The organism is Rhodoferax sp. AJA081-3, from assembly GCF_017798165.1.
Classification (GTDB): Bacteria; Pseudomonadota; Gammaproteobacteria; order Burkholderiales; family Burkholderiaceae_C; genus Allorhodoferax.
The window spans coordinates 4,272,470-4,298,534 of record NZ_CP059068.1 but is presented as its reverse complement, the minus strand read 5'-3'; the positions used below and the strand labels follow the sequence as shown (position 1 = coordinate 4,298,534).

The following is a 26,065-nucleotide window of genomic DNA, read 5'->3' as shown; positions in this document are numbered from 1 at the left end:
TCTACCGATTGCAGGCCCTTGCGATCCACGAGGAGAGAGACCATGACAACACCATCCAGCCCCCGCAACAACACGCCCTACAACACGCTGTTCCTGAGCCCGCAAGACGTAGCCAGCATCGTCAGCCGTTCTGGCTTGGCCGCCACACTTCAAGGCATGGCCACCTACATTCGCCAGGATTTTCTGCGCTGGCAAAGCTTTGATAAATCGGCCCGCCTGGCGGCGCACTCCGCAGATGGCGTGATCGAGCTGATGCCGATTGCCGACGCCAATACCTACACCTTCAAATACGTCAACGGCCACCCCAAAAACACCGCTGTGGGCCTGCCCACCGTCATGGCATTCGGCGTGCTGGCCGATGTGGCCAGTGGCTTTCCGCTGTTGATTAGTGAATTGACGCTGACCACCGCCATGCGCACGGCCGCCACGTCTGCCGTGGCTGCGCGTGCACTGGCACGCCCCGACAGCCGTGTGATGGCGTTGATCGGCAACGGTGCGCAAAGCGAATTCCAGGCGCTGGCCTTCCACCACCTGGTCGGCATTGAGGAAATTCGTTTGTTCGACGTGGATACCCGCGCCACCGCCAAGCTTCTGCGCAACCTGCAAAACAACCCCGACGCCGCCGGTCTGCGCCTGGTTGTGTGCAACAGCACCGCGGAGGCCGTGCGCGGCGCGGACATAGTGACGACCGTCACCGCCGACAAGACGAATGCCACCATCATCACCCCCGAGATGCTGACACCCGGCATGCACATCAACGGTGTGGGCGGCGATTGCCCTGGCAAGACCGAAATCCACGCCGATGTGTTGCGCGCCGCCAAGGTGTTTGTGGAATACGAGCCCCAAACACGCATCGAAGGCGACCTGCAGCAGATGGACGCCGACTTTGGTGTGACCGAACTCTGGCAGGTTCTATCCGGTCTGCAGGCCGGTCGTGACAACGCCAAACAGATCACCTTCTTTGACTCGGTTGGTTTTGCCATGGAAGATTTCTCGGCACTGCGTTATGTGCATGATCTGGCGCAGTCGCTGAACCTGGGTGCCCACATCCCGCTGATCCCCGCCTTGGCAGACCCCAAGGATTTGTACCAGTTGGTACGACCCACGGTGCCCGCCACCACGCGGCAGCAGGCTAGCGGCGGCGCGACAAGCCCGACCCACGCCGTACTGGAAGCGGTGGCGTGAGCCAGCGCTTCTCGGTGCAGGCACCTGCCGCGGTGGTGATGGTGCGGCCCCATGCGTTTCGCTCCAACCCGGACACGCTGCAAGACAACGCCTTCCAAACCCGCAGCCCCGCGCAGACCGATGCAGAGACCGCGGCCCGCGCCTACGCAGAGGTCAGCACCATGGTGCGTAGACTGGAAGATGCCGGGGTAGCTGTGCACCTGTTTGAAGACACCGGCCAGCACACACCCGACGCCGTGTTCCCCAACAACTGGTTCTCCACACACGCCGGTGGCCATGTCGCCATCTACCCCATGGCCATGCCCAGCCGGCAACGGGAGCGGCGCCAGGACGTGGTGGACCTGCTCAAGCAAGACTACCGCGTGCAGGATGTCATCGACTACTCCGGCCTGGAACAAGACCAGGTGTACCTGGAAGGCACCGGTGCCATGGTGCTGGACCATATCGACCGCGTGGCCTACGTGGCCCGCTCCAACCGGGCCAACCCGCTGGCGCTGGAGCGTTTTTGCACCCACTTCAACTTTGAGCCCATGCTGTTTGACGCGGCGGACGCCCAGAGCCGGGCGGTTTACCACACCAATGTGCTGATGTGCATAGGCACAGACTTCGCAATGGCAGGTTTTGACATGATCACCGACCCAGCGCGGCGCCAGGAAGTGCGTGCGCGGCTGCAGGAAAGCGGCCGCGAACTGGTCGCACTGAGCGGCGCACAGATCGCCGAGTTTGCAGGCAATGCGCTGGAGTTACAGGGGAAGCATGGTCGCCTGCTGGCGATATCGTCCCGCGCGGTGCGGGCGCTGCAAGCGGACCAGATCAGGGCTTTGGAAAACCACGTCCAGCTATTGCCGCTGGACGTCCCCACCATCGAACTGGCAGGTGGCTCGGTGCGCTGCATGCTGGCCGGCATCCACCTCAGAAGCCGGCCGCTGGTACCGGCCTGAAGGCCGGGTCTTCTTTACTTGTACTTGGCGTCAATATCCCAGACGGCGGTCTGGATCAGGCGCTGGATCATGGTGTCCAGACCCACGCCACCCTTGGCGCTCTCCGAGATACCCATCACGCTGGTGCTGGTGGCGCCAACTTCCATCTTCAGTTCCTTGTAGCCCTGGGCCACTTGCTCGGTGGTGTTGGCGTTCATGATCTTGTAGCGCATGCCGATCAGCCAGACGCCCGTGGAGTCGCCGGTTTTGACCGAACCAACCACCTGGCCTGTCGCATAACCACCCCGTGTGCCGGACAGAGATCCGATCAGACCACCAATGGCCTGACCATCAAAACCTTTGGTGTTGGCCGCAATCTGCTCCGCCTTCAGGATGTCGAACTTGACGATCCATTTGGTGGTCTTGAGCTTGCCGACCTGCATGGTCTTGCGTGCCTGCGCCACATTGCCCAGGTTGTAGGCCAACGTGATCTCGTTCAACAAATGCCCCAGATTGGCACGCTCCAGCACCGTGAAATTGGCTTGGGACAGCTCCAGCTCGCCAAAGTCGGCAATGTTATTAGGGGAGAATTTTTGCGTGAAGGTAGCGTTGGCGCTTTTGATATCGCCGGGGATAACAATCAGCGCGGGGCCCTTCTTGTTGGCATTCTTGTAGGCCACTTCTTTGTAGGCAGCGGCATCAGCAGCGGCATTGGCCTTGTTCGATGTCGAGGTACCGGCGTTGGGCGAAGGGTTGCCGAATGTTGGGCCCGATGCTTGCGCAGGAGCAGGGGCGGCCTGTGTTGTCTCGGCTGCTTTGGGAGCCGTCTCCATGCAACCCGCCAAAAACACAGCCAGCGCGGCCATCAGTAGTGAAGTGGTCAACAATCGTGTGCGCATTTTTCTATCCCTCTTGAAAATCACCGCCACCTGGCGGGTCGCAAGAGTCTACGACTTTTGGCATACAGACGCGGTATTGCGCTGCACAACACAATAGCTAAACGCTATGAATTCGCTGCATGGTATGTGGCAAACCGTCAGATCAATATTGCGCACAGGCTGCTATTTATTTCATAGCGAATGCATGATATTTTACGGGGGCTACAGGCCAATTTCACGGCGGATTCAAGTACAAAGCGCAACGGAATGCAGTGTAAGAGGTCTGACGGGTAGGTTGTAGAAGACCTCATGCGGTGTGCGATAGCCCAGGCACTTACGAGGCCGATGATTGAGTAAGTACACAGCTTCATCGACCTGAGCCTGTGTCACCTTGAGCAAACTGCACCCCTTTGGAAAGAACTGTCGCAGCAGCCCGTTGGTGTTCTCATTGAGCCCACGCTGCCATGAGCAGTAGGGCTTGGCAAAGTACACCTTCGCCCTCAAACAACTTGCAATGAATTCGTGCTCAGCGAACTCCTTGCCGTTGTCAAAGGTCAGTGTCTTGCAGGCATGTCTGTGGGGCGCAGCAAATCGACAATGGCCTGCGTCACCCCCGCACTGTGCTTGGAGCGTAGTGGATGCGCCAAGGTATAGCGGGACTTGCGTTCCACCAGTGTCACCAACACGCCTTTGCGCCCCCCGCCGATCACCGTATCGCCCTCCCAGTCGCCTATGCGCTTCTTGCTATCCACCACTGCGGGGCGATGTTCAATTCCGACCCGGTTCTTGAGTACCCCACGGCGCTCTCGACCACTGGCATAGCGCTTTCTACGAAGTTTTTGACAGCGCAAGTACCCGACTAAATCACCGCCCTGGGCTTTGTTGGCATAGGCGTATTGGTAGATGGCTTCGGTGCTAATCGACAAACGATCCTCTAAAGCCAGGCGGTCACTGACTTGCTGGGGAGACAAGCTCAGGCGCAGATACAGCTCCACGAGTTGCCACTGCTCTGGCTCGAACTGGCGTGCATTGCGACGCTGTGTCTGTCTCTGAGTCGCTTTGTCTTGGGCCAGTGCAGGTTGGTAGCCCCGGGCACTGGCATTGCGCCTGAGCTCGCGGCTGATCGTCGAGCTGCTACGTCCAAGCTCTGCTGCAATTTGCGACAGATGAATGCCTTGGCGCGTGAGGTTGTGAATTTGGTATCGTTCTTCTTGGGTCAAGTGTGTATAGGTCATGGTGCAACGTTTGGGACTGGCCGGTCACAAAAGTGCATCCTATTCACTCTTGGCCTAACCCGTTTCTAAAACGTTGCACTTCGTACTTGAATCCGCCCACCAAAATCCACCTTGCAATACCCCAGATTCTGGTCACTAGTTAACCGCAGATGGCACCAGGTATTTGGCCTCAAACACTGCACTGGGCACCGGCTGGCTGAACAGGTAACCCTGCATTTCGTCACAGCCCAGCACCCGCAACAGGCGCAGCTGGTCCTCGCTGTCCACACCCTCGGCTACGACCTTGAGCCGCAGTGCATGGGCCAGGTTGATGATGGTGGATACCAGGGCCAGGCCCTCGGGTGATTCGGTCATGTCCAACACAAAGGAGCGGTCGATCTTCAGCGTGTCCACGGGAAACTTGGCCAGGTAACTCAGCGACGAGAAGCCGGTGCCAAAGTCGTCAATGGCCACGGTCAAACCCATGGTGCGGATCGCCTGCAGGCTGGCGATGCTGTGTTTCACATCCTCCATGATCAGGCTCTCGGTGATTTCCAGTTCCACACCGTCCTGTGCATGGGGGTCGATGCTGATGGCCTTGCGCACCTCGTCGATGAAGTTGCGATTGCGCAGTTGCAGTGGTGACACATTCACCGCAATGCGCACCACCGCAAGCCCCGCCGCACGCCAGCGCAAGTAGTCGGCAATGGCCTGGCGCAGGGCCCAACGGCCCACGGCATGGATCAAGCCAGTTTCTTCCAGCACGGGTATGAACTGGCCCGGTGGTACCAGGCCGGTGCGCGGGTCGTTCCAGCGGAGCAGCGCTTCGGCGCTGGTCATGGCACCGGTCGCCAGGTTGACCTTGGGCTGGTAGTGCAATACAAACTCACCCCGGTCCAGCGCCAGGCGCAACTGGTTCTCCAGCGCCACCTTGTTCGCAACCGCCGCCGTCATGGCAGGGGTGTATAGCAGGTAGGGCTCGCCCCGGGCCTTGGCCTGCTTGAGTGCGGCCTCCGCATTTTTGAACAGGCTGGCCGCGTCCGCGCCATCCCGCGGGAACAATGCACTACCCACCTTGATGGCCACCCGCAGTACAGCGTCGCCCACCAGAAAGGGATGCTCCTGGAAGGCCTCGCGCTTGCCTTCCAGAAATCGCGCCACATCGTCGGCATGCTGCACCACCGGCAAAACGGCCGCGAAGTGGTCCGCGCCCAGGCGCGCGAACAACGTGGCGTCGCCCACGTTGTGCGTCAGCCATTGCGCCGCCTGGCGCAACAAAGCATCACCCGCGGCCTGGCCCAGGCTGTCATTGATATTCTTAAAGCGCTCCAGGTCAATCAGGTACACGGCCAGTTGGTGGCCGGCGCTGGCGGCGTTTTGCATGTACTGGGCCAGGCGCTCCAAAAACAGGTGCTGGTTGGCCAGGCCGGTCAGTACGTCGTAATAGACCAGGTAGTCGATACGCTCCTGCTTGTCGATGTGGTCCATGGCAAAGGCCACGTCGCACGCCAGTTCGTCGAGCAGCTTGAGCTCTTCGTCGCGGAAAAAATCCGGCTCACTGGCATACAGTGTCAACAGGCCCACCGTTTGCCCCACCAAGATGAGCGGCAGGATGGCCATGGAGTTGACACCCCGCTCGGCATACACTTTTTCAAACACCATTGCGGGGTTGTTCTGCAGTTCGTTGACCACCACCCTCTTGTTCTCACTGATCACCCGTGCGACCACGGCATTTCCAGCGGCGCCGCTTCCCAGCGATGCAAAGTGCCCTGCCAGCGCAGCACCAAATGCCGCATCCACGCCGGATGAGGCCACCAAGGCAACACGCTGTGTGTCTCTATCCACCGTGCCAATCAATGCCATCTGAAAGCCCCCCGCCTCCACGGCGACACGGCAGGCTTCGCTGAACAGGGTGTCGCGGTCTCGGACCCGCACAATCAAGGTGTTGATACCACTGAGCGTGGCGTACACCCGGTTCAGGTAGACGATGCGGTCTTCTGCGGCCTTGCGTGCGCTGATGTCCAGGTGCATGACCACCACACCGTTCGGATGGTCCTCGAACAGCGGCGTCACGCTCATCTGGAACCAATGCGGTTCGGTCGGCGCGTGGCAGGCGTACTCCATCGTAAAACTCGGGGCTTGGGCATGCAAAACCGAGCGAATGCCTGCCGCGGCGGCATGGGCCGGGGCGCTATCCAGACCCTCGGCGCCATCACACAGATCCAGGTAGTTCAGCCCAAGCCCCGGAACCGGACCGGTCAGGCTGTTGGCATTGCCAAAACGGCACCACGCAGTATTCACCGCGACGATGCGGCCCTGGGCGTCCAGCAGGGCAATGTGGGCCGGCAGTGCATTGAGGATGGCACTCTGTTTGGCCGCCACACTCACACGCTGGTGGTCTTGTGCACGCCGCAACAAGAAGGGCTTGCCTTCGCGGTTGGCCACCGTATCCACCTCGCCCGCCGTCAGTTCCTCCAGCCGCTGGCCGGTCACGTGCAGGGTCTCGATCAGCGCACGGACCTCTTCGCTCACTTCGGGCGACGGTGCAGGCGCGGTAGTCACGGCAAACCAACCTCCAGGTCCAGCGCACGCAGCACCAGCGCAGTCTGGCTGAGGGTGCCCACAATACGGCGCACCGGTAGCGGCGACAACCGTACCAGGGTGGGTGTCATGTAGACGGCATCCGTCAAGGCGCGCTGGGGGTCTTTGAAAACACTCACGAGCTCTACTTCGTGGCGCCCCGGCAGGTGGGTCTTGCACAGCATGGCCAGGTTGGTGCGCGCCTGCGCGGAGTTGAGGGAATCGTCGGCCACGTACAGCCGGAACTTGAAGACGGGAGGGCGGCTCATGGCACACCTCCGCTTCTTGTTGGCGGTGTGGCGTCTGCGCCGCGCAATTCCTCCAAACGGGTTCGGTCACGCGAGACATCGCCCGCCAGGCTCTTGGAGCTGCTGAGCAACAAGGCCTTCTCGATCTGTTTGGCTGCCAGCTCGGTCTGCAGGGACTTCACACGCACCTCCAGCTCAGCCTCTTCGGCGTCCAGCCGCACGCGTTTGAGTTTGCGAGCAACCTCAACGGCCTCGCTGGCCACGCGTTCGGCGCGTTCCTTTTCCCATCGCAAGGTACCCATCAGCACCTCACCACCGGCGGTATAGATATCGGCCAGCGTGACGCCGCTGTCGCTCAGTATCAGCTCACGTACCTGGTTCGAATGCGCTGTGCCGCGTGACTTGATGATGGACAGGCCGCGGTTGCGTTCACCGGCCTGCACCAGGTAGTTGAGGTGGATCCAGGTGTCCACCTGGGCCGAGAGTTGCAGGGGCGAACTGCCTTCGGCCGGGCTGGACATTTCATCCAGCAGGCGGGTGCACAACAGGGTCGTGCCATCGGCCTTGGACCAGTCGATCAGGCGTTCGGCAACGCTGTGGGTATTCAGATCTGTGCCCGACTTGGACCAGGTCGAGACCGGATCAATCACAACGCAGCGCGCGCGGTGTTCCTGTGCCAGTGCCTTGATACGCACCAGGTAGGTTTCTGCGCTGCCAGATATGGTGCGGGCCGAAGCCATGCGCAGAATGCCATTCTTCACAAAAGGTGCCAGCCGTATGCCCACGGAGGCCAAGTTGCGAATCACCTCGCCGCCTTCGGAGTCAAAACTGACAAACAGTGTGCGCTCCCCGCGCTGGCAGGCGGCCTGCACAAAGGCGCCGCTCAGCGTGGTTTTGGCGGTGCCCGAAAACCCGGTCACCAGCACACTGGCGCCACGGTAGTAGCCACCGCCCAGCATGGTGTCCAGGCGCTCCACCCCACTGGAGATGCGCTCGGTGGTGACCTGGGTATCTACATTGTCCAGGGTGCGTGCACCGGCTACTTCCAATCCACCATTGCCAATCAGGAAGGGGGACTCGTTCTCGTCAAAACTGGAGCCGCGGAATTTTTGCACCCGCAGACTGCGCTGTGATACGCCTTGCACCACACTGTGCTTGAGGATGACCGCACAGTCCACCATGAACTGCATAAATCCAAAGGGCTGCTGGCTGACGGCATGGGTGTCATCGGTGTCGGCCTTGAGGGTGATGATGCCGGTGAGACCACGCGCCAGCAGCCAGGTATGCAGGCGGTAGATCTCTCGCCGTTGGGCCTGTGGGTCGGGCAACAGGGCCAGCACCATGTCGAGCGCGTCAAACACAATGCGCCGCGCGCCCGTGGACTGGGCTTGGGCTTGCAATGCGGCTAGCAAGCCACAAAAGTCAAAGTCCCCCGACTGCACCAGATCTGGCTGTGGCTGCGCGTTCAAAAAATGCAGCTTCTTGCGCTGGGCAGGCTTGAGCTTCCAGCCAAAGCCACTGGCGTTGTCCAGAATGCGTTGGGAAGACTCTTCAAAGGCAACAAAAATGCCAGGCTCGTTGTGTTGCTGCACACCGTTCACCAAAAACTGCAGGGCAAATACGGTCTTGCCCGAACCGGGCCCGCCCACCAGCAGCGTGGTGCGGCCCAACGGCAAACCACCGCCCGTGATGGTGTCAAATCCGGAGATGCCGGTTGGCGCCTTGCCTACCCCGGTCACCAGCGGCGTGCGGTCGGTTTTCATGACCATTGGGGTGCTGATCAGCGCACCGGTACCACAATCACACTTTCCCGCACCAGGCCACCGCCGGAGACACTGCCATCCACACGTGACGGGTTGAATACACGCGCCTCGCAGGCCGTGCGTTCATCACCCTGAAACTCTGAACAGCGTTGCACCGCGTTGCGGCTGTACTGGTTGGGCGCAGCTTCCGCCAGGCCGCCCCGCTTGGCCTCAGCCAAGGCGTTGCGCGCCTCGGTGCGGCAGATTTTTACATCCTGATGGGACTGCCCGCTGTTGCAAACCGCCATCTCCTGGCGGTAGCGTTCTTGCGCATCGGCAATTTCACGCGAGGGGCCTGCGGCCAGCGCTGCGCCCGCAGAGACCAGGAGTGTGGCCATTGTGAGCGTCAGGCGAATAAAAGAAGGTGATGGTGTTTGCATAATCGTAGCTTTCTGATTGGAAACCACAGACTAGGCCTTGGTTGCAAGCCTGTATGTACGCCCGCGAACAGAACACATGGATTGCGCGCCAGACAATGGCGGCATGAGGTGGAAACGTATCTTTCTGTGGCTGGCTGCATTGCTGGTTACGCCCGTCGTGTTGGCTGCACTGCTGATCGCCATCTTTGGCTGGAACTGGTTGCGGACACCTATCGAGAACCTGACCCATCAGAAGACCGGCCGCGTGCTCGCCATCCAGGGCGATCTTTCGCTGCGGCTGGCCTGGCCCGCGCCCACCCTACGCGCCAATGCTGTGACGTTTGCCAATCCGCCCTGGGCGCGCGAGAAGCAGATGGTGGCGGCGGACGCGGTGGAAATCAGTGTGGATGTGCCACAGCTGCTGATCCGCAATGTGGTGCTGCCCACCGTCCACCTGGTCCACCCAACCGTTTTTCTGGAGCAGGACGCACAGGGCAAGAAAAACTGGCTGCTCGACCTGGACCAGCAGGACGAAAGCGCACGCGTGCACATCGGCCAGCTGACGCTGGACCAGGGCACGCTGGGGTATGAAGACCGCGCCACCAAAACCCTCCTCCGTTCAAGCCTTACAACGGCCGCGGCAACAACCGGCAACCCACCGCCGCAAGGGCCGCCAGGGGTCAGTTTCAGCACCACCGGTCAGTTCCACGGCCTGCCGGTCAAGGCTGCAGGCAGCGGAGGGCCGGTCCTGGCGTTGCGTGACGAACGCACGCCCTACCCACTCACCGTGGACGCCACTTTGGGGCGCACCCGCATCAAGGCATCTGGCACGGTTACTGGCTTGACCAAGCTGTCCGCCGTTGACATGCAGCTGGCGATCACCGGCGACAGCCTGGAGCAACTCTATCCCCTGCTGGGCATTCCGGCGCCGGCCACGCCCGCGTATGCCATGCGGGGGCGCCTGGCCCACCATGGCAACAGCTGGCGCTACGAGGCGTTTTCCGGTCGCATGGGCAACAGCGATCTGGCCGGATCGGCCCAGGTCGTCACCGGCGGCACACGCCCACAGCTGACCGCCCAACTCACATCCAAGGTTCTGGACCTTGATGACTTGGCGCCCGTCATTGGCAAACGCGCCACCGACGCCCCACCGCCCGCCACCACAACTGCAACCCCGGCAACGCCAAAGACCAAAGGTGTATTGCCCGACATTCCCTTCAATGCGGACCGCTGGACCAGCATGGACGCCGACGTGGGCCTGAAGGCCAAACAGATTCGCCGCGCCACAGCCCTGCCGCTGGACGATCTGCACGTGCAGCTGAAGCTGCAGGACGCAGTGCTGACACTGACCCCGCTGGACTTTGGCGTTGCGGGCGGCCACGTGCGTGCCAACATCACTCTGGATGGACGCAGCAAACCCATCAAGGCCAAGGTGCAGGCGCAGGTGCGCAAACTGCTGTTATCCAAAACGTTCCCCACTGTGGCGCTGAACCAGGCCAGCCTGGGTGAAATCAACGGCGCCTTTTCGCTATCGGGCAGCGGCAACTCCATTGGCGGCATGCTGGCTACTGGCAACGGCCAGATCGCGCTGGGCATTGCCCAAGGCGAGGTCAGCCAGCTGATGATGGAAAAGGCGGGCCTGCATGTGTTCGAAATCCTGCAACTGAGTGTGGCGGGTGACCGGCGCATCAAGCTGCGGTGTGCGCTGGCCGACTTTGAAGTCAAGAGCGGCGTTATGAACATCGACTCGCTGGTCTTCGACACCGATGTCACCACCCTGTTTGGCAGCGGCCGCGTCGACCTGGCCCGCGAAACCCTGGACATCACACTCAACCAGAAGACCAAACGCACCAGCCCGTTGGCGCTGCGCAGCCCCATCCACATCCGCGGCACCTTTGCAAAACCAAACGTAGGGGTGGACAAGGGCCGCATCGCCGCACGGGCTGCAGGAGCCGTGGCACTGGGTCTGCTCAACCCCTTTTTGGCGTTGATCCCACTGATTGATCCCGGCCCGGGACAGGACAGTGACTGCAGCCAATTGATGCGCGAGGCCAAGGCCGTGCCGCGGTAACCGTCAATAGGCGTCCCCAACGTGCCTATCCGGGTGTAGCGCAAAGCCAACGCACCGCCAAGGTGGCGCGGTATTTGCATGTGTCGTGCGACAATTTCCTGACCAACTATTCAAGAAAGCACTACCCATGCAAAAAACTGCCCGCTCAGGCCGCACCCGCTTTTCACCTACACCGCTCATGGTTGGCATGGCCCTGCTGTGGCCTATGGCGTTTGCCGTAGCCCAAACCGCTGCACCCGCCGAGACGGCTGCTGCACCACAAGCGGGCGTGCTGCAAGCCGTAACCGTGACGGCCGAACGCCGTGCGGAAAACGTCAAAGACGTTCCCAGCTCCATTTCTACCATCTCCGGTGAAAAATTTGATGTGCTGAACACCGGTGGCATGGACATTCGCATGCTGTCGGGCCGCGTGCCCAGCCTGAACATCGAATCCTCGTTTGGTCGCGCTTTTCCCCGCTTCTATATCCGTGGTTATGGCAATACCGACTTCCGCTCCAACGCGTCCCAGCCCGTGTCGCTGATTTATGACGACATCGTGCAAGAAAACCCCATCCTCAAGGGCTTCCCGGTGTTTGATGTGGACCGCATTGAAGTGTTGGCCGGCCCCCAGGGCACGCTATTTGGCCGCAACACACCGGCTGGTGTGGTCAAGATCGATTCGGTCAAACCCTCCAAGTCCACCGACGGTTATTTCAACGCGTCCTACGGCACGTATGGCACGGCCGCGCTGGAGACCGCATTCAACCTGCCGCTGTCTGGCGAATGGAATGCCCGCATCTCGGCGCAGTTGCAGCACCGTGACAACTGGGTCAAGAACGACAAGAGCCCCACCAAAGACCTGGAAGGTTATGACGACCGCGCCGTGCGTGTGCAGGCCGCCTACGACGGTGGCGGCATGTTCAGCGCCCTGTTTAATGTGCATGGCCGTGATCTGAATGGCAGTGCCCGTCTGTTCCGCGCCAACATCATCAAAAAGGGCACAAACGACCTGGTAGACGACTTCGACCCTGCGCGCATCTACACCGACGGCATCAACAAACAAAACCTCAGCAATACCGGCGCCAGCGCCAAGCTGAAATGGTCGTTGACCGACTTCAACGTGTACTCGATCACCGGCTACGAAACCGTCAACGCCTACAGCCGCGGTGACATCGACGGTGGTTATGGCGCCGCCTTCCTGCCCACAGGCGGCGGCCCGGGTTTCATCCCCTTCCCATCGGAAAGTGCGGCCGGCGTGCGCGACCACCAGCAGGTTACCCAGGAAATTCGCCTGGAATCCAAGGGCAAGGGCCCGCTGACCTGGCAAGCCGGTGCGTACCTGTTCCAGGAGAAGCTGGGCTTTGACAGCTACACCTACAACACGCTGGCCAACAACGTGCAATCGGGTGCCACGCTGCGCTCCGACCAGACCAACGACACCTATGCCGTGTTTGGTGGCCTGACCTATGCCGTCAGCGATGCCCTGAAACTGCGCGGCGGCCTGCGTTACACACAGGACAAGAAAAACCTGAACACCCAGCCCCTGCCAGCCGGTGACCCCAACCCCACCAACACCGCCAACGGCCTGGGCTCCAGCAGCGACAACAGCCAGGTCAGCTGGGACATGGGCGCCACCTACAAGCTGGACAAGGACACCAACCTGTTTGGACGCGTGGCCACCGGTTTCCGCGGCGCCAGTATCCAGCCAGCAGGTCCTTTTGGACCGCTGAACCAGGCCAACCCAGAGACCACCACCTCGTTTGAAGTGGGTGTCAAGAGCGACCTGTTTGACAAGCGCGCCCGCGCATCCGTCAGCCTGTTCCACTACGACGTGAAAGACCAGCAGTTGACCGCCGTGGGTGGCAGCAACAACGCCGTGCGCCTGCTCAACGCCAAGAACTCCATGGGTGAAGGCGTAGAGGTGAACTTCGACGCCTACCTGACGCCGAACTTCCTGGTGACCCTGAGCGGCAGTTACAACCAAACCGCCATTCAGGATCCATCCCTGGCGGTGGGCACCTGCGGTGGCTGCACGGTCTTGAACACCAAGAACGCAGCCGGGCTGGCCCTGATCGACGGCAACCCGCTGCCCAATGCACCCAAGTGGATTGCCAACGTGACCGCGCGCTACGGCATCCCCGCGGCCAACGGTGGTGAATACTTCATCTACACCGACTGGGCCTACCGCAGCGAGACCAATCTGTTCCTGTACAAGTCTGCCGAGTTCACCGCCCCTCCCCTGCTGGAAGGCGGCCTGCGCCTGGGCTACAACTGGGGCAACGGCAAGTACGAAGCCGCCATCTTCGGCCGCAACATCACCAACCAGGTGCGTGTGACCGGTGCCATCGACTTCAACAACCTGACCGGTTTCATCAACGACCCGCGCACCTACGGTGTGCAGTTCAAGATGACGATGTAAGGCGTTTTTAGCGACCCACGCTGGGCATGGCGCTTGCGCCCTGGCCCAGCCGGGTCGCCAGTGCGCGGGCATCACCCTCGCTGGACAAGTTGGCAAGTTGCACCACATAGATGCGCTTGCCAGCTTTTTTTTCGGGCTGAAATTGCGCGGCATAACCCTGGTTGCGCAGGTCTTCATAGAGCGCCATAGCGCCGGCAAACGAGGTGTCGGCATCAAAGCGCACCTTCCAACGCCCGCCCACGGTGGCGCCACCTGCATCCCGCGCGATGTCGGTCTCTGCCGCCCACTGGGCCAGTTGTGCTTCTGGCACGCGGCCTATCGGCAAGGTCGGCTCGCCTTTGGGAGCAATGTAGAACTGCAGCGGTTGGTCCAAGATGACGGGCGCCGTGTTCTGGCCGGCCACCGGGTCGCGCGTGACCTCGATCTTGCCTTCCAGCAGACAGACGATTTCCTTGGCTCCGCCCTGTTTGCCCCACAGGTCGGTACCGCGAATGCCCGCCGTTACGGTCGCCAGGCGGATGTCCACCTCGCGGCGGCTGCGTGCCTTGGACAACACGTCCGTCGTAAACCGGAATGCACCGGTCACTACGTTGATGGCGGACTTCATAAACACACCGCCATCCTGCCCCTCACGCCGGGCCACCAGGGCATCAAAACCCAGTTGCGCCCGTTCGCCCAGTTTGACCTTGCTGCCCTCGGGCAGGGTCAGCAAAATACGCGCGTTGGCTCCAGTCTCAATGCGGTCACGCTCTTGCAGCACCATGCCAGGAACAATGGGCTGGCGTTGACCCGCGCGCTCCAGCCAGGCGGAGCATGACAACCCCATCCACCACTGCTGCGGGCGGCGCGGCCGACGCCCATGCGTTATGCAGCCACACCATGCTGACCAGCAGCGCAACACACGCCTTGTTTGCAGACAAACGTCCCATGACTATTCTCCTGAGGGGGATTCGACGGCTGCCATCACACAACCGATACCGGATATACGGTCGGGATTGAAATTTGGATGCAGGGCAGGCAAGCTATTCACAGAACTCCCTATACTGGCGCGCATGAAACTGGACACCCTGAGTCTGCAGGAGTTGATTGGCTTTGCCGCCCAAGGCAACCACGGCGCCTTTGCACACCTCTACCAACGCACCCACACGCATCTGTTTGGCGTTGCCGTACGTATATTGGGCAATGGACAGTCGGCGGAGGATGTTTTGCAAGAGGCGTATGTGAGTATCTGGAAAAGTGCTGGAGGCTACCGCAGCGAGGTTGGCGGGCAATCCATTCAACCCATGACATGGTTGATTGCGATTGTGCGCAACAAGGCGCTGGACGCACTGCGCACGCGCACCCGCCGCAAGGAAAGCGAGCTGTCGCAGGACGATGACCTGACCGAAGACGCTGAACCGGGGTCTACCGCCGGCGCAAACCCCAGCGCCATGCAACTGCTGGAGCAGGCGACCCAGGCACTGCATATCGAGGCGTGCATGAGCGCGCTGGAGGGAAGCCACCGCCAAAGCCTGGCCCTGGCCTACTACCAGGGCCTGTCCCACACCGAGGTGGCGGCCCAGATGGGCGCGCCGTTGGGTTCTGTCAAAGCCTGGATACGCCGGGGTCTGGAAAAACTCAAGACCTGCCTGGCGGGACAAGGGGTGGTGGCATGAGGTACACCCAACCCGAGCTGCTGGACCACCTGGCCTCATCTTATGTACTCGGCACGTTGCAAGGCGGTGCCCGGCGACGCTTTGAGCGGCTGCGCAGCGACCGCGCCGACGTTCAAATGCGCGTTACCCAGTGGGAAATCCGGTTGGGAGAACTGGCCATTTCCATCCCCCCCGAAAAGCCCTCGGCAAAACTATGGCCGGCCATTGCCGCGCGCACCCAGCCAGCCAAGAAGCCCCAACCGCTGGCGCCCCTCAAGCCACCGGCCTGGCTGGGCTGGCTGATGCCCGCGGGTTTTGGTTTCGGCGGGCTGGCCGCAGGCGTAGTAGCTGCCACTGCACTGTTTTTCCTGGCACCCACACTCTTTGTGTCCAGTGAACAGATCGCCATGCGCTCCGGTGAGCGCCTGCCGCCCAGCTATGTCGGCCTGCTGACCGATGCTGCGGGCAATGGCAAAGTGCTGGTCAGTTCACTGCGCCACGGCAAGACCATGACGGTGAAAATCATCGGCCCGATCATGGCGCAGCCCGCGGGCCACATGGTGTTGTGGGCCTACCCTGCGGAAGGACTGCCGTTTGCAGTCGGTATTGTTCCAGCCACAGGATCCGCCGTATCCAACCTGCCCGATACCTCGGAAAAGTTATTCTCCAAAGTGAGCAAACTGAGCATCACGCTGGAAACCGATGCGGCACCTGCCAGCCCGCAGGGGCCGGTCCTGTTCAGCGGCAACTGCGCCAAGCTGTGGTGAGCGGGCTCAGAGGCTGAGAGTTTTTTGAGCGTATTGCCGCTCCAGGTAATCGATGATGTCGGCCGACTCGTACAGCTTGGTGCCCGTGTTCGGGTCTTCCAGGTAAGGCACCTGCACCCGCCCGTGTTCTGCCAGCAGCTTTTCACGACGGCCGCCGGCACGCGGCTTGTAGGGGCCAGGCAGCACACGCCGCACGGCCGGTCCCATATCCGCGAACTGCTCCTTGCCGATGTTGTGCAACACATAGGCCAGCTCCAGCTCCGTCAGGCGCTCCCGCACCAGGCGTGAGTACGGGCTGGACTCAAAGCTCCACAGCTCCAACAACTTCTTGGGATGGTTTGCCTTGCGCGCCGTTGTGCCACGCATGCCACTCACCAACGAGCCCACACCACCCAGCACAGGAGCCAGCAGCCCCTTGGTATAGGCAAACGGTGTCGCGCGGTCCGCATAAGTCTTGAACAGGTAATCGACGATATCGGCCGACTCGTACAGCCGGGTGGAAGTATTGGGGTCTACCAGCAGCGGGACCTGGCGTTTGCCGCCCTGGCGTGCCGCCTGTGGGCGAAAGCGTTTACCGCGTTTGGGGCAAGGATAAATCTCGGCATCCAGGCCCAAGGCGGTCAGGGCTTCGCGCACCCGGCGGCAGTAAGGGCAGCCTTCCATATCGTAGAGCTGCAGCCGCTTTTTGGGCTGCTTGGACGCCTTGACGACACTGGTACCGCGCCAGGCGCTCAGGGTGGAGGTGACCACGGATTGCAGCACGTTGATCTGGTGCTTCGCTTTGCTTGGCATGTTGGTTCGCCCTCGATTGGTTTCGCCCATTGTGCACGCTTGACCATCCAAAAAATGCCGCGGATACTCCGCCCATGGCCACCCTCACGGAAGAACAAGCCCGCGCCTACATGCACAAGCTGTTGGCCGCCATGAGCCAGGCTGGAGGCTCCGATTTGTTCATTGCGAATGACTTCCCGCCCAGCATGAAGGCCCACGGGTCCATGCAGCCGTTGTCCAGCCAGAAACTCACTGGCGAGTTGACACGGGTCTTTGCCAACTCACTGATGAACGAGCGCCAGCGGGAAGAGTTTGCCAAGGAGATGGAGTGCAACTTCGCGATCTCCATACCCGGCCTGTCGCGCTTTCGCGTCAATGTGTATGTGCAGCAGCAGAACGTGGCCATGGTGGTGCGCACCATCGCGTCCGAGATCCCCAATTTTGACAAGCTGGACCTGCCACCCATCCTCAAAGAAGTGATCATGAACAAGCGTGGCCTGGTGCTGGTGGTGGGCGGCACCGGTTCGGGCAAGTCGACCACGCTGGCGGCCCTGATCGACCACCGCAACAGCACCTCGGCGGGCCACATCATCACGGTGGAAGACCCGGTCGAATACGTACACGTGTCCAAGAAATCACTGGTCAGCCACCGTGAGGTGGGCGTGGACACCCACTCCTGGCACCATGCGCTGAAAAACACGCTGCGCCAGGCACCCGATGTGATTCTGATTGGCGAGATCCGTGACCCCGAGACCATGGAGCACGCCATCGCCTTCGCCGAAACCGGCCACCTGTGCCTGGGCACCTTACACGCCAACAGCGCCAACCAGGCCATAGACCGCATCATCAATTTCTTCCCCGAAGACCGGCGCAACCAGCTATTGATGGATTTGTCCGCCAACCTGCGCTCCATCATTTCGCAGCGCCTGGTGCGCACCGAAGACGGCAAGGGCCGCAAGGCGGCGATTGAGATCTTGCTCAATACGCCCACCATTGCGGAGCGCATTTTTAAAGGTGCGTTTGGCGAGATCAAGGCGCTGATGGAGAAGTCGCGCGAGCTGGGCATGCGCACCTTCGACTGGGCGCTGTTCGAGCTCTACAACGATGGCCATATTGGCTACGAAGAAGCCCTGCGCAATGCCGACTCGGCCAATGAGTTGCGCCTGGCCATGAAGCTCAAGAGCAAACGCGGTGAGCCCGCCACCGCCAGTGGCCCTACCCTGTCATTTGACAAAGAGCCAACACCCGAAGAACTGGAGGCCCTGCGCGAAGCTGAGCGTGTGAAACAGCAACAGCGCAAACGCGAACTGGAAGACCAGGAGCTGGAAAAGAAGATGAAAGAAAAGGGCGTGGACAGCCGGTTTGTCTAGGCCTATCTATTCATTCCGAAAATGGGGGGTGGACTGGCCCTCGGCCAGCGCCCCGGTGTCGGGGTCTATCCAGTCGGCAACACCAATTTCGTCCTCCGCCTCCCGCAGGGTTTCGCCGGGCTCTGCGGACTCTTCGCTGGCCGACTGCATATCGGCCAAGGCCAGCTCCACACTGTCAAAAGGACCAAACTCCTGCTTGCCGTCCGGGGTGATCCAGTAATAGCCGTTGGGGTGGTGCATGAGCTGGCCAATCTCCACCTCAGTAATACCTTCATCGCCCTCATCGTCCATGTCATCGCCGTCCAGCAGCGTATCGTCCACATCAGGCGGTTCCGGGGCGGCAGGGGTGGCCGCATGTTTGTTCGCCATAGTGATTCTCCAAGTAGGTCCAACGTGTCGTTAGCTGCATCCTACTCCTGCACACAACCCCTTTGGCAATACGCCTACAACAAGCCGACTACCGGGTAGCGCCGCCACTCCGGTTCGTGGAAGCGTTTGCCGTGGGCGAAGATGAAATCCAGCACGGCGGTCTGGCTGGCAAGCTGCTCGGGATGTGCCTGCTTCCAGGCCTCAAAACGTGTGCGCAGTTCGGGCTCCTCCTGCAGCATTTCCAGCGCCGTGTCTTCAAACACGTAGTCGGAATAGGCTTCTTTCTTCTCCAGCACGCTGTTGAAAAAGCCCCAGCGGAAAAAACTGTCGTGTGCCTGTGGCTCCAGCGTCTCCACCGCATACCGGGCATTCGGTTGCGCCAGGTCCACCAGCACATCGCCCGCTTGGGCCTGGATGGTCTCGGTGTGCACCGTGAGCTCCATGTTGTCGTGGAACATATGGCCCTCGTAGGGGTTGGCGCGCGATTGCACCGTGCCTATGCGGTAGACCTGTGCCTGCAGGCTCTGGCCTGCTTCCAGGCGCCGCAGCACCACGCCATTCCATTGCAGACGCTCAATAACTTCGCGCCATGCCTGGGGTATCAGGTACTGCTTGGGTGTGGCCACTTCCAAGGCCACCGTGCAGCGGTTGAACCAAGGAATGTCGCGCTCCCAGGGCTGGTCGCGGTCATAGGCCAGGCGGCTGTAGTTGCCCAGCAGGCTGGGACGGTAGACCGCCGCATACCCCTTGAATGTGAAAGCAGACGGGCGACTGGTATCAGGCGCCCACAGCACCGGCCAACGCCGCTGCGCACTGGCAGCCTGCCGCGCGGTCTGGCGCAGGGCCTGTATCTGCGTGGCATGGCTGAGCGTGAACGCCAGCACCACTTCGACCAGGGTACGCATGGAGGCGTAGCGGTCGGCAAACGGTTTGAGCATGTGGGTCTCGGGCATAAAGCCTATGCAGTGGTGCAGCGCAGCGTAGCCGGTGGAGAAACGCGGCACCTCCAGAAAGTCTTCAATGCCATCGTCTGGTGTGGCCCGTATGGGGTTCACATAGGGGCAGGTGGGCCAGCCGCGTTCTGCCATGGCTGTGTAGATGTCGGGCAGCATGGTGTCGCGCAGGAAATCGCCCAGGCCACCTCCCAGCTTGTCGGTCTGGGTGTTGATCAGCGTCATCGTGTACTGGTAGTCGGCCCCGTTGGAGGTGTGGGTGTCGACCATCACATCCGGGTCCCAGGCAGTGAAGAACTGGTTGAAGGCCTGCGCCGCCAGGCTGTCGCATTTGATGAAATCGCGGTTCAGGTCCAGGTTGCGTCCGTTGGCCCTAAAGCCAAACTCCTCGGGGCCCAACTGGTTGACGCGCGATGTGGACTGGCGGTTCAAACAACCGTCCACGTTGTAGACCGGGATGAACAGAAACACGGTCTTGCCCAGTGCCGCCAGGCGCTCGGGCTGGGTGCAAAAATCCCGCACCAGGGCCATACAGGCGTCTATGCCTTCTGGCTCGCCAGGGTGTATGCCGTTGTTATTGAAAAAGATGGGTCTGCCAGTCGCCTTGATCTGCGCACGGTCCCGCACGCCATCGCTGCTCACAACCCCAGCATGCAGCGGCAGGCCATTGTCCGCCGTGCCAATCTGGAAGAAATGCAATATGCCGGGGAAATCTGCGGCAAGCCGCTCGTAAAAAGCTATGCAGGCGCTCCATTGCGTAGTCTGGTTCTGGTTGCCCTGCTCGTAGGGCGTGGGGTAAAGGTCTGCCTGTGCGTTGTGCGCCATGGTGGATGTTTTCCGGGTTGGGGCGCCGTCTTGTGAACCGCGCAGAAATAGGGATCGCCGGGATAATAGCCGCCATGGACGCCAACGCAATTCTCTCCCGCATCTGGGCCTTGGGCGGCCTGCCGCCACAGGCCCTGGACTGTGTGGACTTGTCCGGCGCAGAGCCGGTCTTGCCCTCGTCATTTGCCGTGGGCACCGCGGCACAAACCAGTATTGCTGCCGCGGCTTTGGCAGCATGTGAGTTGGGCCATGTGCGGGGCCAGGCTCGCCAACGGGTGGGTGTCGACTTGCTGCACGCGGCACTGGAATGTGAAGGCGCATTCAGTGTGGACGGGCAGACACCCGACGCCTGGGATCCGTTCTCGGGTCTGTACGCCTGCTCCGATGGCTGGGTGCGTATGCATGCCAACTTTGCCCACCACCGTGATGGCGCGCTGGCCCTGTTGGGGCTCTCCAGTACCACCGCGCAGCGCAAGGACGCAGAGCAGGCACTGCGCACCTGGAAAGCCCTGGACTTTGAGCATGCCGCCGCCGACCGCGGCATGGTCGTATCCGCCCTGCGCAGCTTTGCCGAGTGGGATGCCCATCCCCATGCACTGGCGATTGCGGCGCAACCCTTGCTCACGCTGGAACGTATTGGTGACGCACCGCCGCTGGCACTGCCCCCACTGGGCGATGACCAGTTGCCGTTGACAGGCCTACGCGTGCTGGACCTGACCCGCATCGTGGCAGGCCCGGTAGCGGGCCGAACCTTGGCCGCGCTGGGTGCCGACGTGATGCTGGTCAACTCGCCCCACCTGCCCAACATCGCCCTGATTGCCGAGACCAGCCGCGGCAAACGCTCGTGCCACCTGGACCTGCGTGCAGCAGACCAGCGGCAGGCCATGGATGCGTTGGTGTCCAACGCCGATGTTTTTGTGCAAGGCTACCGCCCCGGTGGTCTGCAGGCCCTGGGTTATGGCGCCCAGGCGCTGGCGGAGCGGCGACCAGGCATTGTGGTGGTGTCGCTATCGGCCTATGGGGAACAGGGCCCCTGGGCCAAGCGACGCGGTTTTGACTCGCTGGTGCAGGCCGCCACGGGCTTCAACCTGGCGGAGGCCGAAGCGGCCGGTGTTTCGAAACCCCAGGCTCTGCCCATGCAAATCCTGGATCACGCCAGTGGTTACCTGATGGCCTTTGCCACGGCGGCCGCGAAGGCGCGGCAATTGCAAGAAGGGGGAAGCTGGCATGTGCGCGTATCGCTGGCCCAAACGGGACACTGGCTGCGCGGCCTGGGGCGTGTGGCGTCGGGTTTTGCGGTGGCTGAACCCGACCGTCAACCCTACATGGAAACCTACGCATCAGGCTTTGGCAAGCTGGTGGCGGTACGCCCCACGCCGCAGCTGTCACGCACGCCCGCAGGGTGGAGTCGCCCGTCCGTCCCACCGGGCACCCACGCCCCCGTGTGGTCTTAGCTGCAGTGTTGCGGTGCCTGCACCACGGGCCGCCCCGACACCAGTTGCCGACCATAGGCCAGCAGGCCGGTACCCAGGTGCAGCAGCGCCAGGGCCACCAGACCCAATGCCTGGCCCAGGTCCCGCAGGGGCTGCGTCACCGCACCAGCATCTTGGGCGACGTGCGCATGCACCACTGCAGGGCTGGGCGTCCAGTCAAAAAACACCGCTTGCTGCTCTGCAGGCGCAAAGGGCTCCAGCACCACATGCTGGCCAGGGCGAACGGCAATTTGCTCGCCAGCTTGCAGAAAGTAATCACCCAGTTCGTTGCCAGCGCCTTGGTGTTCGGCGTCCAGTGTGACCCACACCTGGCCTTGGGCCACACGCAATAATCCGGCTTGGCGCGGCTGCAGGCTGAGCGCACGCCCAGGGGCCAACTTCCAGAAACCGGGGACGGTGTCCTGGCTGTGGGATGTCTGGAATTCCAGTGTGTGGCTGCTTGACATGGTGCTCTCCTTGGTTGCGTTTGATGCCTGAATGATCGCGGGAAAACCCTTGATCGTCCAATGAAATCGGGATAAGCTATTCATTCCTTTTTCGCATCAATCACCGCAACCACACCACCCGCGCCATGCACCACTCAGAGAACCATTTGCGCACCCGCCCCATTGCCATGGGCCATCTGCGCGCCTTCGAAGCCGTGGCCCGCCACTTGAACTTTCGCGCGGCAGCAGAAGAGCTGTCATTGACGCAAAGTGCGGTCAGCCGCCAGATCCAGGCCATGGAAGAAGAGGTGGGGGTGCCCCTGTTTCTGCGCCACACCCGCGCCGTGGAACTGACCGGCGCAGGCGCCCAGTTGCTGCGCACCGTGTTGCCTTCACTGGAGAGTTTGGACAGCACCGTGCGCCTGATACGGCGCAGTGCGGGCCGGCGCAGTGTCACCATCAGCACCTGGGCCTCGTTTGCGTCCATGTGGCTGATCCCGCGGCTGGAAGACTTTCAAAGCGCCCACCCGGACATCGACATCCGCATAGACGCCAGTGATGTGCCGGTGGACATGGAGACGGCAGACATAGACGTGGCTTTGCGCTACGCGCGTCCGGTCCAGGTCCCAGCGGGGGCGGTACGCCTGTTTGGCGAACAACTCGCGCCCGTGGCCAGTCCCTGGTTGCTCAAGAGTGGCCACGTTATCAAGAACGGCAGCGACCTGGTGCACTTTGGCCTGATTGAGGCCAGCGATTCACACCGCACCCAAAACCTGGAGTGGCTGACCTGGCGGCGCTGGCTGGACACCCACAACTTCAAAACCCTGGAGCCCAAGCGTTGGCTCTACTTCAACTACGCACACCAGATCGCGCAGGCTGCCCTCACCGGCCAGGGCCTGGCGCTGGCGCGCATGCCACTGGTGGCAGACAGCCTGGCAAGTGGTGACCTGGTGGAGATACTGCCCCATATGCGGCTGGACTCACCCATGGTCTATTGGCTCATCGTAGGCCCGCGCTCGGCAGCACGCCCGGAGATTGTGGCCTTCTGCACTTGGCTGCAGGCCCAGGCCGCGCTGACGCGGGTGGCCATTGGTGATGTACCTGCCTGACCCCAACACGGTCGACCGTCTGAACTGACGGAATCCGGCTTGCAGTATTGCATCGCGATACTCCGGCTGCTATTTTTCTAGACCGGTTCAGCTTTTCACTGGCTGCAGAGGACGGTCTGCCTAGACTCGCGCCATATTTCTTCGACCTCCGCTCACGCAATCCATCCAGCACAGATTTTTATGAAACACCGAATAACTACATATTTGATAGCGGCATGTGCAGCATTGACGGGGGCTACAGCCAGTTTCGACGTAAAGGCACAGAGCGATGCCTCCGCCCTGAGCGCCGTCTCTGCCATGCCCGTGGCATCCGTGGTGGCGGGCGGCAGCGCGGTGGTGGCACTGCCACTGGTGTTATCCACCGCCGGCACCGTGCTGGTGGTCCGCACGGTAGAGGTCAGCGCCACGGGCACGGTCTACCTGCTGGAGCGCGCCTCCGATGGCTCACAGGTCAGCGTGTCGGTGTTGTCTGGCGGCGCAGTGGCAGCATCGGCCAGTGTGGGCACATTGGTGACCGTCAGCGTCATTGGCGCCGGCACCGTGTTATCGGCGGCCGGTGAGGTGCTGGCCTTTATCCCCAATGCGGTGGGCCGCGCCCTGCTGCACAACCACCGTTTGACGTCATGATGCGCCGCGCTACTCCGCTGGTAGTCGCACTCGCCGTGGCAGCAGTTGCAGGCCCTGCCCTGGCCGGGCGCAACTGCGACACACCACAACCCCTCAAGACCAGCACGCTGGAACGTGGCCTGCGCCTGGCACAACTGACCGCCCAGGCGTTGGACGCCAGTGGTGCCGGTGTGGTGGTACTGGCCCGTGCCGGGCAGGACCTGAGCAAATATGGCCTGCGTTACTCCCACCTGGGCTTTGCCTACCGCCAACCGGACGCCGAGTTCGGCCACGTCTGGCGCGTGTTGCACAAGCTCAACCAGTGTGGCTCAGCCGATTCCGCCATCTACCGCCAGGGCATGGGGGAGTTTTTTATGGACGACCTGTGGCGTTATGAGGCCGCCTGGGCCGTGCCCACACCGGCAGTGCAGGCGCAACTGATGGATGTGATCCAACACAAAACCCGCGCCACCCAGCTGCACCACAAACCCTATAGCCTGGTCAGTTACGCCTGGGGCCAGCGTTACCAGCAATCCAACCAATGGGCGTTGGAGACACTGGCCATGGCCCTGCGAGCGCCGGTGCGCCAGACCACCGTATCGGAAGGCCGGGTAGAAGCCCAGCGCTGGATGCAGACCCACGGCTACCAGCCCACGGTGCTGCGCATCGGTGCCCTGACACGGCTGGGCGGGCGCATGGGTGCGGCCAACATCGCGTTTGATGACCACCCCACCGACCAACGCTTTTCGGACCAGATTGCAACCGTGACGGTGGACTCGGTCTTTGACTGGATGACACGCACCGGACTCACCACACAAGCGGTTTGGTATAAACGCGACCACAGTACTCCATAGGCAGGAACACACCATGAGCCAAACCACCACAACCACAGTCCCCAGTTTTACCTTGGCACCACCCGAGGTCCTCGCGCCAGTTCCCGCGGAAGTCGCAAAAACTGCGGTCCCCTTGCCCAAGGAAACCCAAACGGCGGTGGACGACCAGGTTGACCGCTTCATGGATGGCCTGCTGAAAGAAGATGTGCAAAGCGAGGCCTTCAAGGCCAAGCTGGACAGCGCCTTTGCACTGGGCCGTGAAGAGGTATCGGTGGCCTCCAGCCTGATGCAAAGCCGGCTGATGCAGCGCAACTTCGCCGGTGTGGAAGACAGCTCGGCCTTCAAGGCCATCCAGGACATGCGCGGCCATCTGGATGAACTGAACCCCGGCAAAGAGGGTGACCTGTTCCAGCCGCAGAAGTTTCTGGGCATCATCCCCTTTGGCAACAAGCTGCAGGCCTATTTCCGCAAGTACCAAAGCGCGGGTTCGCAATTGCAGAAAAGCATGCAGCAGATTTATGCCGCACGTGACGACATGCAGCGCGACGTGGTCGACATTGAAGCCACCCGCACCAAGCTGTGGGAAGCCATGCAAAAACTGGCAGGCGCCATCTACTTTGCCGAGCAGCTAGATGCCAAGCTGGCCTCCAAGGTCGACGCCCTGCAGTCCACCGATCCCATCAAGGCCAAGGCCTTGCAACAAGAAGTCTTGTTCTACGCCCGGCAAAACCTGCAGGACATGATGACGCAACAGGCCGTCTGCACCAATGGTTACCTGGCGCTGGACGTGCTGAAGAAAACCGGCCGTGAGATGATGAACGGCTGCTCCCGCGTGGCTACCACCGGCATGAGCGCGTTAGCGGTTGCCCAGACCGTGGCGCGCGCCACCGGCAACCAGATCAAGGTCATGGAAATGTTGTCGGGTGTGAACAGCTCCATCGACAACCTGGTCGCCGAAACCGGTCGCCAGCTGGGCACCCATGTAGAGAAAACCACCGAGTTCTCGCAAAACCCCCTGCTGGGTATCGAGAAGCTGAAGGAAATGTTTGACCAGACCTTCAGCGCCATGGATGCCATGGACAACTTCCGCGCCAAGTCCATCGAAGTCATGGGCCAGAACAACGCGATGATGAAAGAGCAACTGGCCCGGGCCGACCAGTACCTGGACCGCACCCGGCAACAACAGGCCCGTGAGGCCAGCAAACAGGCCCTCAGTGGTCCGGTTGCACTGTGAGTATTTCTCCAATTTTTAAAA

22 protein-coding genes and 1 pseudogene are annotated in these 26,065 nt (G+C 61.5%); 12 read left to right on the top strand and 11 right to left on the bottom strand.

The features are described 5' to 3' along the window. Positions 1-42: 42 nt before the first annotated feature. Both HZ993_RS20115 and ctlX read left to right on the top strand, forming a co-directional pair. Entirely contained in the window at positions 43-1,185 is a 1,143-nt protein-coding gene (locus HZ993_RS20115) for an ornithine cyclodeaminase (protein ID WP_209394478.1), read from the top strand. Between the two features lie 38 nt (positions 1,186-1,223). Further along, entirely contained in the window at positions 1,224-2,126 is a 903-nt protein-coding gene (gene ctlX / locus HZ993_RS20110; protein ID WP_209398642.1) for a citrulline utilization hydrolase CtlX, read from the top strand. Between the two features lie 14 nt (positions 2,127-2,140). Here ctlX and HZ993_RS20105 read toward each other — a convergent pair whose 3' ends face one another. The 6 genes and pseudogenes from HZ993_RS20105 to HZ993_RS20075 form a co-directional block, all read right to left on the bottom strand. Continuing rightward, complete coding sequence (locus HZ993_RS20105; protein WP_209394477.1) at positions 2,141-3,004, bottom strand: hypothetical protein; 864 nt, start codon at positions 3,002-3,004, stop codon at positions 2,141-2,143. Between the two features lie 225 nt (positions 3,005-3,229). Then, positions 3,230-4,218 (bottom strand): annotated as a pseudogene (locus HZ993_RS20095) (IS30 family transposase). Between the two features lie 135 nt (positions 4,219-4,353). Next, positions 4,354-6,759, bottom strand: coding sequence for an EAL domain-containing protein (locus HZ993_RS20090; RefSeq protein ID WP_245213706.1), 2,406 nt, complete (start codon positions 6,757-6,759; stop codon positions 4,354-4,356). Next, positions 6,756-7,046, bottom strand: coding sequence for a circadian clock KaiB family protein (locus tag HZ993_RS20085; protein ID WP_209394475.1), 291 nt, complete (start codon positions 7,044-7,046; stop codon positions 6,756-6,758). The genes HZ993_RS20090 and HZ993_RS20085 overlap by 4 nt, the downstream gene beginning before the upstream one ends. Continuing rightward, complete coding sequence (kaiC, locus tag HZ993_RS20080) at positions 7,043-8,788, bottom strand: circadian clock protein KaiC (protein WP_209394474.1); 1,746 nt, start codon at positions 8,786-8,788, stop codon at positions 7,043-7,045. Before kaiC ends, HZ993_RS20085 begins: the two co-directional genes overlap by 4 nt. Before the next feature lie 17 nt (positions 8,789-8,805). Then, positions 8,806-9,165 (bottom strand): hypothetical protein, encoded by a 360-nt coding sequence (locus tag HZ993_RS20075; RefSeq protein ID WP_209394473.1) that lies wholly within the window; start codon positions 9,163-9,165, stop codon positions 8,806-8,808. Between the two features lie 145 nt (positions 9,166-9,310). Here HZ993_RS20075 and HZ993_RS20070 point away from each other — a divergent pair, with 145 nt between their 5' ends. Next, positions 9,311-11,257: an AsmA family protein gene (locus HZ993_RS20070; RefSeq protein WP_245213705.1), complete on the top strand. Its 1,947-nt coding sequence runs from the start codon at positions 9,311-9,313 to the stop codon at positions 11,255-11,257. 127 nt (positions 11,258-11,384) lie between these two features. After that, positions 11,385-13,655 (top strand): TonB-dependent receptor, encoded by a 2,271-nt coding sequence (locus tag HZ993_RS20065; protein ID WP_209394471.1) that lies wholly within the window; start codon positions 11,385-11,387, stop codon positions 13,653-13,655. Positions 13,656-13,662: 7 nt separating this feature from the next. On the opposite strand, the gene HZ993_RS20060 is transcribed toward HZ993_RS20065, so the two are convergent. Next, positions 13,663-14,481, bottom strand: coding sequence for a FecR family protein (locus HZ993_RS20060; protein WP_209394470.1), 819 nt, complete (start codon positions 14,479-14,481; stop codon positions 13,663-13,665). A gap of 226 nt (positions 14,482-14,707) precedes the next feature. Here HZ993_RS20060 and HZ993_RS20055 point away from each other — a divergent pair, with 226 nt between their 5' ends. Further along, entirely contained in the window at positions 14,708-15,310 is a 603-nt protein-coding gene (locus tag HZ993_RS20055; RefSeq protein WP_209394469.1) for an RNA polymerase sigma factor, read from the top strand. Next, a complete protein-coding gene (locus HZ993_RS20050) occupies positions 15,307-16,056 on the top strand; it encodes an anti-sigma factor domain-containing protein (RefSeq protein WP_209394468.1) in 750 nt (249 codons plus the stop codon). Before HZ993_RS20055 ends, HZ993_RS20050 begins: the two co-directional genes overlap by 4 nt. A gap of 6 nt (positions 16,057-16,062) precedes the next feature. Here the strand turns inward: HZ993_RS20050 and HZ993_RS20045 are convergent, their stop codons facing one another. After that, entirely contained in the window at positions 16,063-16,848 is a 786-nt protein-coding gene (locus HZ993_RS20045) for a glutathione S-transferase N-terminal domain-containing protein (protein WP_209394467.1), read from the bottom strand. 74 nt (positions 16,849-16,922) lie between these two features. Between HZ993_RS20045 and HZ993_RS20040 the strand changes: the two genes are divergently transcribed. Next, positions 16,923-18,197 (top strand): PilT/PilU family type 4a pilus ATPase, encoded by a 1,275-nt coding sequence (locus HZ993_RS20040; protein WP_305847089.1) that lies wholly within the window; start codon positions 16,923-16,925, stop codon positions 18,195-18,197. Positions 18,198-18,203: 6 nt separating this feature from the next. Here the strand turns inward: HZ993_RS20040 and HZ993_RS20035 are convergent, their stop codons facing one another. Further along, positions 18,204-18,566, bottom strand: coding sequence for a hypothetical protein (locus tag HZ993_RS20035; RefSeq protein ID WP_245213704.1), 363 nt, complete (start codon positions 18,564-18,566; stop codon positions 18,204-18,206). A 74-nt stretch (positions 18,567-18,640) separates the two neighbouring features. Beyond that, positions 18,641-20,344 carry a M14 family zinc carboxypeptidase gene (locus HZ993_RS20030; protein WP_209394466.1) on the bottom strand — a complete coding sequence of 568 codons (1,704 nt, stop codon included), beginning with the start codon at positions 20,342-20,344 and terminating at the stop codon, positions 18,641-18,643. A 74-nt stretch (positions 20,345-20,418) separates the two neighbouring features. On the opposite strand from HZ993_RS20030, the gene HZ993_RS20025 reads away from it, so the two are divergent. Then, positions 20,419-21,798, top strand: coding sequence for a CoA transferase (locus HZ993_RS20025; protein ID WP_209394465.1), 1,380 nt, complete (start codon positions 20,419-20,421; stop codon positions 21,796-21,798). On the opposite strand, the gene HZ993_RS20020 is transcribed toward HZ993_RS20025, so the two are convergent. Further along, a complete protein-coding gene (locus HZ993_RS20020; protein WP_209394464.1) occupies positions 21,795-22,283 on the bottom strand; it encodes a DUF2917 domain-containing protein in 489 nt (162 codons plus the stop codon). The genes HZ993_RS20025 and HZ993_RS20020 overlap by 4 nt on opposite strands. Before the next feature lie 125 nt (positions 22,284-22,408). Between HZ993_RS20020 and HZ993_RS20015 the strand changes: the two genes are divergently transcribed. The 4 genes from HZ993_RS20015 (at position 22,409) to HZ993_RS20000 (ending at position 26,044) form a co-directional block, all read left to right on the top strand. Continuing rightward, the gene (locus tag HZ993_RS20015; RefSeq protein WP_209394463.1) at positions 22,409-23,371 is read left to right on the top strand and encodes a LysR family transcriptional regulator; all 963 of its coding nucleotides are present in this window, start codon (positions 22,409-22,411) and stop codon (positions 23,369-23,371) included. 180 nt (positions 23,372-23,551) lie between these two features. Next, complete coding sequence (locus HZ993_RS20010; RefSeq protein WP_209394462.1) at positions 23,552-23,998, top strand: hypothetical protein; 447 nt, start codon at positions 23,552-23,554, stop codon at positions 23,996-23,998. After that, on the top strand, positions 23,998-24,831 hold the full coding sequence (locus tag HZ993_RS20005) for a DUF2145 domain-containing protein (RefSeq protein ID WP_209398632.1): 834 nt from the start codon (positions 23,998-24,000) through the stop codon (positions 24,829-24,831). The genes HZ993_RS20010 and HZ993_RS20005 overlap by 1 nt, the downstream gene beginning before the upstream one ends. A 13-nt stretch (positions 24,832-24,844) precedes the next feature. Then, positions 24,845-26,044, top strand: a complete 1,200-nt coding sequence (locus HZ993_RS20000) for a toxic anion resistance protein (protein ID WP_209394461.1) — start codon at positions 24,845-24,847, stop codon at positions 26,042-26,044. Positions 26,045-26,065: the final 21 nt, after the last annotated feature.

What these genes read in the sequence shown, in the direction of transcription:
- HZ993_RS20115 (WP_209394478.1), top strand. Translation starts at nt 43, where the DNA reads ATGACAACACCATCCAGCCCCCGCAACAACACGCCCTACAACACGCTG.
- ctlX (WP_209398642.1), top strand. Translation starts at nt 1,224, where the DNA reads ATGGTGCGGCCCCATGCGTTTCGCTCCAACCCGGACACGCTGCAAGAC.
- HZ993_RS20105 (WP_209394477.1), bottom strand. Translation starts at nt 3,004, where the DNA reads ATGCGCACACGATTGTTGACCACTTCACTACTGATGGCCGCGCTGGCT.
- HZ993_RS20085 (WP_209394475.1), bottom strand. Translation starts at nt 7,046, where the DNA reads ATGAGCCGCCCTCCCGTCTTCAAGTTCCGGCTGTACGTGGCCGACGAT.
- kaiC (WP_209394474.1), bottom strand. Translation starts at nt 8,788, where the DNA reads ATGAAAACCGACCGCACGCCGCTGGTGACCGGGGTAGGCAAGGCGCCA.
- HZ993_RS20075 (WP_209394473.1), bottom strand. Translation starts at nt 9,165, where the DNA reads ATGGCCACACTCCTGGTCTCTGCGGGCGCAGCGCTGGCCGCAGGCCCC.
- HZ993_RS20070 (WP_245213705.1), top strand. Translation starts at nt 9,311, where the DNA reads ATGAGGTGGAAACGTATCTTTCTGTGGCTGGCTGCATTGCTGGTTACG.
- HZ993_RS20065 (WP_209394471.1), top strand. Translation starts at nt 11,385, where the DNA reads ATGCAAAAAACTGCCCGCTCAGGCCGCACCCGCTTTTCACCTACACCG.
- HZ993_RS20060 (WP_209394470.1), bottom strand. Translation starts at nt 14,481, where the DNA reads ATGGGGTTGTCATGCTCCGCCTGGCTGGAGCGCGCGGGTCAACGCCAG.
- HZ993_RS20055 (WP_209394469.1), top strand. Translation starts at nt 14,708, where the DNA reads ATGAAACTGGACACCCTGAGTCTGCAGGAGTTGATTGGCTTTGCCGCC.
- HZ993_RS20050 (WP_209394468.1), top strand. Translation starts at nt 15,307, where the DNA reads ATGAGGTACACCCAACCCGAGCTGCTGGACCACCTGGCCTCATCTTAT.
- HZ993_RS20045 (WP_209394467.1), bottom strand. Translation starts at nt 16,848, where the DNA reads ATGCCAAGCAAAGCGAAGCACCAGATCAACGTGCTGCAATCCGTGGTC.
- HZ993_RS20040 (WP_305847089.1), top strand. Translation starts at nt 16,923, where the DNA reads ATGGCCACCCTCACGGAAGAACAAGCCCGCGCCTACATGCACAAGCTG.
- HZ993_RS20035 (WP_245213704.1), bottom strand. Translation starts at nt 18,566, where the DNA reads ATGGCGAACAAACATGCGGCCACCCCTGCCGCCCCGGAACCGCCTGAT.
- HZ993_RS20030 (WP_209394466.1), bottom strand. Translation starts at nt 20,344, where the DNA reads ATGGCGCACAACGCACAGGCAGACCTTTACCCCACGCCCTACGAGCAG.
- HZ993_RS20025 (WP_209394465.1), top strand. Translation starts at nt 20,419, where the DNA reads ATGGACGCCAACGCAATTCTCTCCCGCATCTGGGCCTTGGGCGGCCTG.
- HZ993_RS20020 (WP_209394464.1), bottom strand. Translation starts at nt 22,283, where the DNA reads ATGTCAAGCAGCCACACACTGGAATTCCAGACATCCCACAGCCAGGAC.
- HZ993_RS20015 (WP_209394463.1), top strand. Translation starts at nt 22,409, where the DNA reads ATGCACCACTCAGAGAACCATTTGCGCACCCGCCCCATTGCCATGGGC.
- HZ993_RS20010 (WP_209394462.1), top strand. Translation starts at nt 23,552, where the DNA reads ATGAAACACCGAATAACTACATATTTGATAGCGGCATGTGCAGCATTG.
- HZ993_RS20005 (WP_209398632.1), top strand. Translation starts at nt 23,998, where the DNA reads ATGCGCCGCGCTACTCCGCTGGTAGTCGCACTCGCCGTGGCAGCAGTT.
- HZ993_RS20000 (WP_209394461.1), top strand. Translation starts at nt 24,845, where the DNA reads ATGAGCCAAACCACCACAACCACAGTCCCCAGTTTTACCTTGGCACCA.